At 68.0% G+C, this 8,229-nt stretch carries 6 protein-coding genes and 1 riboswitch; of the genes, 4 read left to right on the plus strand and 2 right to left on the minus strand.

Going from position 1 to position 8,229, the window contains the following annotated elements:
* A partial coding sequence (locus tag ACR9ZH_RS18130) for a CPBP family intramembrane glutamic endopeptidase (protein WP_481292161.1) occupies positions 1-790 on the minus strand: 790 nt, incomplete at its 3' end.
* Between the two features lie 129 nt (positions 791-919).
* Between ACR9ZH_RS18130 and ACR9ZH_RS18135 the strand changes: the two genes are divergently transcribed.
* Positions 920-2,578 (plus strand): FAD-dependent oxidoreductase, encoded by a 1,659-nt coding sequence (locus ACR9ZH_RS18135; protein WP_481292162.1) that lies wholly within the window; start codon positions 920-922, stop codon positions 2,576-2,578.
* A 105-nt stretch (positions 2,579-2,683) separates the two neighbouring features.
* Here ACR9ZH_RS18135 and ACR9ZH_RS18140 read toward each other — a convergent pair whose 3' ends face one another.
* Entirely contained in the window at positions 2,684-4,285 is a 1,602-nt protein-coding gene (locus tag ACR9ZH_RS18140) for a peptide chain release factor 3 (RefSeq protein WP_481292163.1), read from the minus strand.
* A gap of 254 nt (positions 4,286-4,539) precedes the next feature.
* Positions 4,540-4,652, plus strand: a riboswitch (SAM riboswitch).
* 90 nt (positions 4,653-4,742) lie between these two features.
* Between ACR9ZH_RS18140 and metX the strand changes: the two genes are divergently transcribed.
* Genes metX through ACR9ZH_RS18155 form a run of 3 tightly spaced genes read left to right on the plus strand, consistent with a single transcriptional unit; the run spans position 4,743 to position 8,041 of the window.
* Complete coding sequence (metX, locus tag ACR9ZH_RS18145; protein ID WP_481292164.1) at positions 4,743-5,780, plus strand: homoserine O-succinyltransferase MetX; 1,038 nt, start codon at positions 4,743-4,745, stop codon at positions 5,778-5,780.
* A 3-nt stretch (positions 5,781-5,783) separates the two neighbouring features.
* Positions 5,784-6,977, plus strand: a complete 1,194-nt coding sequence (gene metB, locus ACR9ZH_RS18150) for a cystathionine gamma-synthase (RefSeq protein WP_481292165.1) — start codon at positions 5,784-5,786, stop codon at positions 6,975-6,977.
* Complete coding sequence (locus ACR9ZH_RS18155; RefSeq protein ID WP_481292166.1) at positions 6,974-8,041, plus strand: homoserine dehydrogenase family protein; 1,068 nt, start codon at positions 6,974-6,976, stop codon at positions 8,039-8,041. The genes metB and ACR9ZH_RS18155 overlap by 4 nt, the downstream gene beginning before the upstream one ends.
* The last annotated feature ends 188 nt before the right edge of the window (positions 8,042-8,229 follow it).

The raw sequence follows: 8,229 nt of genomic DNA on the forward strand, positions 1-8,229 counted from the left end.
AGATGTGTATAAGAGACAGGGTGAGCCAGTTCGGGCCCTGCATATGCGCCGCCAGGAAGCCGCGCTGCTCGAAACCCGATACGGGGATGCCGTAAAAGGGACCTTGCGCCACGTTCCACGCGGCATGCGCTCCCATGCAGACCCAGAGCGAGCGGGTCACGTGGTAGAGCAGGCCGAACAGCAGTCCCGCTTCCAGCGCGATGGCCAGCGCGCTCCAGGTCGTGGCATTCGGGTTCCAGATGTGCAGGCCGCCGAATACCGCGGCCGAAAGCAGCAGGGCCGCCCAGGTGCCGAGCCCTTCTTCCACGATGCGGAAGATCACGCCGCGGCTCACGATTTCCTCGCCCACGCCGGCGCCTACCCCCAGCACCAGGATCGGCCCGAGCCAGTGCGCGTCATGGTTCACGCCGTCGACCACGTAGGCGCCCAGCGCGCACAGGGCGCCCACGACGAGGGAAAACACGACGGCGCCCCCGGCGATGCCCAGGAGTATGTGGGGTGCGGCCTTGCGCGGGGCGAGTTCGTCGACGCGCCGCCTCTCGATGAAGCGGACCAGCAGCCAGTAGGCGAGCACGACGGGCGCGAGCCGGAATGCCTCGATGAGCGGCGTGACCTTGTCGAAGGGCAGGTCGCCCCGGGGAAGTCCAAGGGCCGAATAGATCAGCCGCGCGAGGAAGGCCAGGGCGGTCAGCATGACGAAGAAGGCGACGATGCGCCCAAGGGGCGAACGCAGCAGGCGCAGAGGCAGTGGCACGGGCGGGGGCGTCGCAACGGTCGTATCGGCGGACATGGAAATCTCATGGGTGGGCTTGCAGTCGCAGTCTACGCAGGCATGATGGTGTTCGGATACAAGACCTCGCTGCACCGCCTCCACTATCGTCGCGGGGCCGGCACACTTACCCGGAGCCTGGATCGACCGATGGCCATTCCACCCGACAACGACCCGTCCAGTCCGCTGAACCGCCGCGAGCAGACCTTCCCCTCCCTCAACGAGGAAATGGCGTCGCGCCTCGTGAAATACGGCGTGGAGGAAGCGGTCCCGGCTGGGACGGTGCTGTTCCGGCGTGGCGACCGCAGCATCGATTATTTCTTCGTGATCGAAGGCTGCATCGAGATCTACGACCTGGACAAGGAAGGCGAGCCGAATGTCTTCGCCGTGCATGGCCCCTCGCAGTTCACGGGCGAGGTGGACCTGTTCAGCGAAAGGCAGGCCATGGTGAACGGGCGCACGGGATCCGACTCGCGGCTCGTCCGCGTCAATCCCGCCGGTTTCCGAAAGCTGGTCTCCGGTGAACCGGATATCGGCGAGATCATCATGCGCGCCTTCATCCTGCGCCGCGTGAGCCTGATTCAAAGCGGGCAGGGCGGCGTGACGCTGGCCGGCTCCGCGCATGCCGCCGATACCGTGCGCCTGCGCAGCTTCCTCATCCGCAACGGCTATCCGTACCGGCTGCTCGATACCGACGTGGACGAGGATGCAATGCGCCTCCTCGACTGCCTGGGGCTGCGTCCGTCCGAATGCCCGGTGGTGGTCTTGCCCGACCGGCGCGTGCTGCGCTGCCCCAGCACCGTCCAGCTGGCGGACGAACTGGGCATCACTATCCTGCTCGACAGCGAGCACGTACACGACGTCGCGGTGATCGGCGCGGGGCCTGCCGGGCTTGCGGCCGCCGTCTATGCGGCGTCCGAAGGGCTGGACACCCTGGTGCTCGAAGCCCTGGCCCCCGGCGGGCAGGCCGGCACCAGTTCGAAGATCGAGAACTACCTCGGGTTTCCGACCGGGATCTCGGGACAGGCACTGGCCGGGCGCGCGCAGGTGCAGGCGATGAAGTTCGGCGCGCACATGGCCATTGCGCGGTCCGTGCAGGGCATGGATTGCGCGAAGCACCCGTACCGGCTGCTGCTGGACGACGGCACTTCAGTCCGCGCCCGCGCGGTCGTCGTCGCGACCGGCGCGCGCTACCGCAAGCTGGATCACCTGGACTACGAACGCTACGAGGGGCAAGGCATCCATTACGCCGCCACGGCGATGGAAGCCACACTCTGCGCGGGCGAGGAGGTCGTGGTAGTCGGCGGCGGCAACAGCGCCGGCCAGGCGGCCGTATTCCTTGCGCGCACGGCGGCGCACGTGCACATCCTGGTGCGCGGGGAAGGGCTGGCCTCGACGATGTCGGACTATCTCGTGCAACGCATCGCGCAGTCGCCGCGGATCACCCTGCACGCGCGCTGCCAGGTCGATCACCTCGACGGTGACGTGTACCTGCGGGAAGTGGGCTGGAAGTGCGCCGACGGCACGCAGAAGCGGATGAAAGCAGGCAGCCTGTTCGTGATGATCGGTGCCGAGCCCAATACGGCGTGGCTGGATGGCTGCCTGGACCTCGATCGCAAGGGCTTCGTGCTGACCGGCCGCGACGCCGACGGTTATGCCACTCCGTCTCCCTATGCAACGACGCTGCGCGGCGTGTTCGCGGTCGGCGACGTACGCTCCGGATCGATCAAGCGCGTCGCGTCCGGCGTGGGCGAGGGTTCGGTGGTGGTGCAGGCCATCCACCGTTTCCTCCACCCCTCGCCGATGTAACGCAGCCCAACGTCATCCCTGCGCAGGCAGGGATCCAGTGACTTCTACACCACGGCAGTTAAGAGGCGCTGGGTTCCTGCCTGCGCAGGAACGACGAGCGCGCCATCACACCTCGACGGAGGCCGCGTGCTCGCGCGTCGCCGAGAAACGCACCGTCGGCCAACGCTCCTGGGCCAGCTGCAGGTTCACCCGCGTGGGTGCGAGGTAAACCAGCTCGCCCGCGGCGTCGATGGCGAGGTTGCCGGCGTTCTTCTCGCGGAATTCCTCCAGCTTCTTCGCGTCGTCGCAGTGGATCCAGCGCGCCGTCGCGACGCCCACCTGCTCGAAGGTCGCATCGACGTTGTACTCGTCCTTCAGGCGGTACGCGACCACGTCGAACTGCAGCACGCCGACGGCGCCGAGGATGAGGTCGTTCGACATGATGGGGCGGAAGAACTGCGTGGCGCCTTCTTCGGACAACTGGGCCAGGCCCTTCTGCAACGCTTTCATCTTCATGGGATCGCGCAGGCGCGCGCGGCGGAAGAGCTCCGGCGCGAAGTTCGGGATGCCGGTGAACGACAGCGGCTCGCCCTCGGTGAAGGTATCGCCGATGGTGATGGTGCCGTGGTTGTGCAGGCCGATCACGTCGCCGGGGTACGCACGCTCCACGATCTCGCGGTCGGAAGCCATGAAGGTGAGCGCGTTGGCGATGCGCACCTCCTTGCCCGTGCGCGTCTGCTGCATCTTCATGCCCGCGACATACGTGCCGGAGCACACGCGCATGAAGGCGACGCGGTCGCGGTGCGCGGGATCCATGTTTGCCTGGATCTTGAACACGAAGCCCGTGAGTTTCTCTTCCTCGGGCTTCACTTCGCGGCTGAGCGTCTCGCGCGAGCGTGGCGAGGGTGCGTGCTCCACGAAGAAGTCGAGCAGCAGCTGCACGCCGAAGTTGTTCACCGCCGAGCCGAAGAACACCGGCGTCTGCTTGCCCGCGAGGTAGGCCTCCACGTCGAACGGGTTCGACGCGCCCAGCACGAGTTCGAGTTCGTCGCGCAGTTCGTCGAGCGCCGCCTGGCCGATGCGCGCGGCGAGTTCGGGATGGTCCAGGCCCTTGAAGATCGTGGAGTCCTGGCGGGTGAAGTTCTTGCCGGGCTCGAATACATGCACTTCGTCGAGCAGCACGTGGTACACGCCCTTCAGGCGCGAGCCCATGCCGATGGGCCAGGTGACCGGCGCGCAGGCGATGCCAAGCACGGATTCGACCTCGTCGAGCAGCTCGATCGGCGCGCGGCCTTCGCGGTCGAGCTTGTTGATGAAAGTCATGATCGGCGTGTCGCGCAGCCGGCAGACCTCCATCAGCTTGATCGTGCGCTCCTCGACGCCCTTCGCGCAGTCGATGACCATCAGCGCGGAGTCCACCGCGGTAAGCACCCGGTAGGTGTCCTCGGAGAAGTCCGCGTGGCCCGGGGTATCCAGCAGATTGACGATGGCGCCGTTGTACGGGAACTGCATCACCGAGGACGTGACCGAGATGCCGCGCTCCTTTTCCAGCGCCATCCAGTCCGACGTGGCGTGGCGCGCCGCCTTGCGGCTCTTCACGGAGCCAGCCATCTGGATGGCGCCTCCGAACAGGAGGAGCTTCTCGGTCAGGGTGGTCTTGCCCGCGTCGGGGTGGCTGACGATGGCAAAGCTGCGCCGGCGGCGGGTTTCGGTGAGGTGTGCGGACATGGGTGGGATCGCTGGTCCTGGCTAACCCACTATTCTAGCAGGGTTTTGCCAGCCAGGCGGGCTCCCGCCCCCGGGCTGATTGTGGGAGCGCGCCCTGCGCGCGACAGCTTTTGGGGCCTAAAGCCACAGGGCCTGTTGCTCCAGGCGAAAAGCTGTCGCGCGCAAGGCGCGCTCCTACACTTCGCCTGCCGATTGGACATCTGGACGTCTAAACGTCTGTTGACACGTCAGCTATCCACGCGTATCGTCGGCTCCACTCATCGAGACCGGCTGAGGGACAGGCCCTTTGAAGCCGGGGCAACCTGCGGATTTCCGCGACGGTGCCAACTCCTGCGGGGCGTGTTTCACGCCGGCCGATAGATGGGAATGTCCGTACTGGGCACGCGTTCGCGTAGCCGTGGCGCAGGCAGTCCTACCGGTATCCGCAGGGGCTCGATCCCGACGCAGGAACCCGGACATGCCAGCAGAGCCCGCCACCGTGATCTCCCTTCCCCAAGCGGCCGCCCCCGTCGCGCCCCGCCGTGCGTCCGACCTCACCGAGCAGCGCGGCACCCGTCGCGTCGCCTTCACGCCGAAATACGGCAGCGGCCTCGTCGAGGCGGACGTCCGTTATCTGTGGTGCGGCGCTCCCGATGCCCCGACGGTGATCGTCCAGGGCGGTATCTCGGCCGACCGGGACGTCTGCGCCGGCCGCGAGCGTGCGGCGGGCTGGTGGGAGGACCTGGTGGCCGAAGGCGGCGCCATCGACCTCGCCACCTGCCGGGTGCTTTCCATCGACTGGCTGGTGCCCGCGGATATCGGCGGCGTGGCCTCGGTGTCGAGCGAGGACCAGGCCGCGGCGCTGGCCGCGCTCGTGGACGAACTGGGCATCGGCCGCGTACAGGCCTTCATCGGCTCGTCCTACGGCGCCATGGTCGGCCTCGCTTACGCTGCCGGGCACCCGGGCAAGCTCAAGTCTCTGCTGCTGCTCGCGGGTGCGCATCGTCCGCATCCGCTCTCGACGGCGCAGCGTTCGGTACAGCGCGGCATCGTGCGGCTTGGCCTCGAATCGGGCCGCGTCGGCGAGGCCCTGGCGCTCGCCCGCCAGCTCGCCATGACCACCTACCGCGGCAGCGAGGAATTCTCGCGCCGCTTCGCTGCCGGTCCCGAGCTTCGCGACGGCCGCTTCCACTTTCCCGTCGAGGATTACCTCGAGCACGCCGGCCGCCGTTTCGTCGAACGCTTCGATCCGGTTCGGTTCCTTGCCCTGTCCGAATCCATCGACCTGCACGACATCGCCCCGGAACAGATCAGCGCGCCGACCACGCTGGTGGGCTTTCCGTCCGACCGCCTCGTGCCGCTGGCCGACCTGTGCGAACTGCAGCGCCGCCTCGGCGGCACCGCCACCCTCGAGGTCCTGGATTCGCCCTACGGCCACGACGCCTTCCTCAAAGAAACCGTGCAGCTCGCTCCCGTGCTGCGTCAGGCACTCAACGACTGTTGCGGAGAACGCTAAGCCATGACCGATTCCCGTCCCTGTACCCGTGCCGTGCGCGCCGGCATCGAATCCGATACCCAGCACGGTGCGGTGGTCCCGCCGTTGCACCTGTCGACGAATTACACCTTCGAGGGTTTCGGGCGTAAGCGTCCCTACGACTATTCGCGCAGCGGCAACCCCACCCGCGACCTGCTCGCCGAGGCGTTGGCCGAACTGGAAGAGGGTGCGGGGGCGGTGGTCACCGGTACCGGGATGTCGGCGGTGGCGCTGGCGCTGGAACTCGTGCCGGCCGGCGCGCTGGTCCTCGCCGCGCACGATTGCTACGGCGGTACCTGGCGCCTGCTTGACGCCTGGGCGCGCAAGGGCCGCTTCCAGGTGCGCTTCGTGGACTTCACCGATCCGTCGGCACTGGCCGAAGGCCTCGCGGCGAAGCCGGCGCTGGTCTGGGTCGAAACGCCGTCCAATCCGCTGCTGCGCATCACCGACGTGCGCCATGTCGCCCAGGCGGCGCGCGCCGCGGGTGCATTGACGGTGGTCGACAACACCTTCCTCTCGCCCGCGCTGCAGCAGCCGTTGAAGCTCGGTGCCGACGTCGTCGTGCATTCGACGACGAAGTACATCAACGGCCACAGCGACGTCGTCGGCGGTGCGGTGATCGCCGCCGATCCGGCCGTGGCCGAGCAGCTCAAATGGTGGGGCAACTGCAACGGCGTCACCGGTTCGCCGTTCGACAGCTACCTCACCCTGCGTGGCGTGCGCACGCTTGCGGTCCGCCTGCGCGCGCATGAGGAAAACGCACGCCGCATCGCTGCGCTGCTCGATAGCCACGATGCGGTGGAGCGCGTCTATTACCCCGGCCTCGCTGCGCACCCGGGCCACGCGCTGGCCCAGCGCCAGCAGCACGGTTTCGGCGCGATGCTGAGCTTCGAGGTCGCCGGCGGCACGGATGCGATCGAGGCTTTCGTCGACGGCCTGCGCTATTTCTCGCTCGCGGAATCGCTGGGCGGCGTGGAAAGTCTCGTCGCCCATCCGGCCACGATGACCCATGCGGCCATGGCGCCGGAAGCGCGCCGCGTGGCGGGCATAGCCGACAACCTGCTGCGCCTCTCGGTCGGCATCGAGGACGGCGACGACCTCATCGAGGACATCGAAGCGGGCCTGGCACGCGCCGCCGCCGTGGCGGCCGCGGCATCCAAACGCAAGGTCGGCGCATGAGCGCGGTCGCCATCGCGCCGCTCGCTGACACGCCGCCGCGCACCGCCGTCGTGTTACTCGGTACGGGTGTCGTTGGCCGTGCACTGCTGACCTTGCTGGGCACGCCGGCCGCACGTTCGCTGCATCTCGTCGGGGCGGCCAATTCGAAGCGTCAGCACGTGCTGCCGGGCGGTGTCTTGCCCGCCGAAGTGGCGGAGCAGCTGGCGCGGGGCAGGGAAGGCCGCGACGACGCGTCCTTGCTGGCCGCGCTGGATGCGAGCGGTGCCGCGCGCAAGGTGGTGATCGACGCGACGGCCTGCGCCGTCGAGGCAAGCCGCCATCCGGAGTGGCTCGCTGCCGGCTACCACGTCGTCACCGCGAACAAAGCGCTCGCCGGCGGGCAGCTTTCCGGCTGGCGGGCCCTGCAGAAGGCGACGGCCGAGGGTACGGTTTACGGCGACGCCGCGACCGTCGGCGCGGGCCTGCCCGTACTTTCCACGCTCCGCCGGTTGCGCCACTGCGGCGATAGCCTGCTGACCCTCGAGGGCGTGTTCTCCGGTTCGCTGTCCTGGCTATTCAATCAGTACGACGGCAGCCGGCCGTTCTCGGCCCTGCTGCGCGACGCGCGCCGCCTGGGTTTCACCGAGCCGGATCCGCGCTCGGACCTGTCCGGCGAGGATGTGGCGCGCAAGCTGCTGATCATCGCGCGCAACGCCGGTTTCGCACTGGGTAGCGACGAGGTGGAAGTGGAGAGCCTGGTCCCGGCCGCGTTGCGCGACGTGGAAACGAAGACCTTCCTGGAGCATCTCGAGGAGCTGGACGAACCGCTGCGTGAGCGCCATGCGCAGGCAGCGGCCAACGGCAAGGTATTGCGCTACCTCGCGCGCCTGAACCAACGCGGCCGCGCACGTGTCGGTCTGGTCGAAGTGTCACGCGAACACCCGGCCGCGCGACTCAGCGGTACCGACAACCAGTTCGCCCTGACCACTACCCGCTATCACGCGACGCCGCTGGTGATCCAGGGCCCGGGCGCCGGCCCGGAGATCACGGCGCAGGCACTGCTAGGCGATATCCTGGCCCTGTAGGAGCGCGCATCGCGCGCGACATCTTTTGAGGCCGTGGCCCGGAGCTGGCGCGCGAGCTTCCAGACCGAAGCGAAAACCTGTCGCGCGCAGGCGCGCTCCTACAATAGAAAACGATCAGAGCGGGGTTTTACCTGTCGCGGAGGTGAGTTTCGATGCCGTGCGCCCGAAAATGTAGGAGCGCGCATCGC

It is taken from the genome of Luteibacter sp. SVR4-7G (assembly GCF_056755555.1).

Excerpts from the sequence above, each read along its gene's own strand:
- ACR9ZH_RS18140 (WP_481292163.1), bottom strand. The coding sequence starts at position 4,285 with ATGTCCGCACACCTCACCGAAACCCGCCGCCGGCGCAGCTTTGCCATC.
- metX (WP_481292164.1), top strand. The coding sequence starts at position 4,743 with ATGCCAGCAGAGCCCGCCACCGTGATCTCCCTTCCCCAAGCGGCCGCC.
- ACR9ZH_RS18135 (WP_481292162.1), top strand. The coding sequence starts at position 920 with ATGGCCATTCCACCCGACAACGACCCGTCCAGTCCGCTGAACCGCCGC.
- metB (WP_481292165.1), top strand. The coding sequence starts at position 5,784 with ATGACCGATTCCCGTCCCTGTACCCGTGCCGTGCGCGCCGGCATCGAA.
- ACR9ZH_RS18155 (WP_481292166.1), top strand. The coding sequence starts at position 6,974 with ATGAGCGCGGTCGCCATCGCGCCGCTCGCTGACACGCCGCCGCGCACC.